This is a genomic window from Ruegeria sp. L12 (assembly GCF_056531745.1).
The window spans coordinates 1-1,272 of record NZ_JBQFMH010000045.1; the positions used below are offsets into that span (position 1 = coordinate 1).

At 56.8% G+C, this 1,272-nt stretch carries 1 protein-coding gene; it reads left to right on the forward strand.

Annotation, left to right across the window (positions count from 1 at the left end):
* Positions 1-1,036, forward strand: a 1,036-nt coding sequence (locus ACR0K9_RS21465; protein ID WP_480826106.1) for an IS110 family RNA-guided transposase, incomplete at its 5' end; no start/stop codon positions are given.
* Positions 1,037-1,272 lie beyond the last annotated feature (236 nt).

Below are 1,272 nucleotides of genomic sequence, written 5' to 3' on the forward strand. Positions count from 1 at the left end.
CTATGTTGGCTTAGACGTGTCCCTGACCAATTGCGCAGTGTGTGTTCTGCAAGAGGATGGCACGCGCGTTTTTGAGGGTGAGTGCTCGACTGACCCGGATGAGATCATCAAGACGATTTATCTACATGCTGACTGCGTTGAACGGATCGTGCATGAGTCTGGGCCGCTGTCCATTTGGCTCTCACGCGAGCTTGTTCGCCGTGGCATGCCGGCGGTGTGTATTGACGCCCGTGCGGCACACAAAGCTCTGTCGGCACGTATGAACAAGTCAGATCGCTCGGATGCGGAGGCGCTAGCTCAGTTGGCCCGAACCGGCTGGTATCGCGAGGTACATATCAAAAGTGAGAATAGCGACCGACTGCGCCTGCTCCTGTCGGCCCGCGAACGTCTGGTTCGCATCCGCATAGACATCGAAGGTCAGGCGCGCGGCATTTTGAAAACCTTCGGCGTCCGTCTTGGCGTTGTGCGTAAAGGGCGGAGCCGACGCGACTTCCGCGATCAACTCAGCGAGATTGTTTCCGGTGATCCGATCCTTGAGGTCGTATTCGCATCGCTGATCAAGGTGCATGAAACAGTCTGCCATGAGACCGCCGAACTTGATGCCGAGATCCAGAAATATGCAAAGGATTGCCCACTGGCACGGCGCCTGACAAGCGTGCCTGGGGTTGGGCCTATCGTAGCCCTGAGCTTTATTGCCACCATTGATGACGCAACACGCTTCCGGCGTGCGGTGGATGTCGGAGCGTATCTAGGATTGACGCCGAGACGCTACCAATCAGGCGAAACCGATTGGTCCGGTCGCATTTCTAAACGCGGTGACCGAAGCATGCGCAAGCTGCTTTATGAGGCTGCGAACATACTCATCCAGCGGGTCGCAAAGTTCAGCCCATTGAAGGGTTGGGCAATGCGGCTTGTGCAACGCAAAGGGCTCAAAAAGGCGACGGTCGCGACTGCGCGCAAGATGGCGGTCATCCTGACACGGCTTTGGCGAGATGGAACCGAGTTCGCCTGGAAAAAGGAGGCTTTGCCCGCATGATTTGAAACACAGAGTTCCGCATACTGCGGAAACTGGTCCTATCGGGACGGAGACTGGATGACCTCGTGATGCAAAGTCGATGCACCTCACCGGGTGACTTCGCAGCGGACTTCCAGAAGGCATCCCGTCACCGACGCCATTGTGGGGCGGCTCGTTCGACCCCAGAGAGAACCATGACCCCGATGCGATCTAAATCCGCCCTTGAAAGCGAAACCGCAGATTGAGAACTTTGCAAA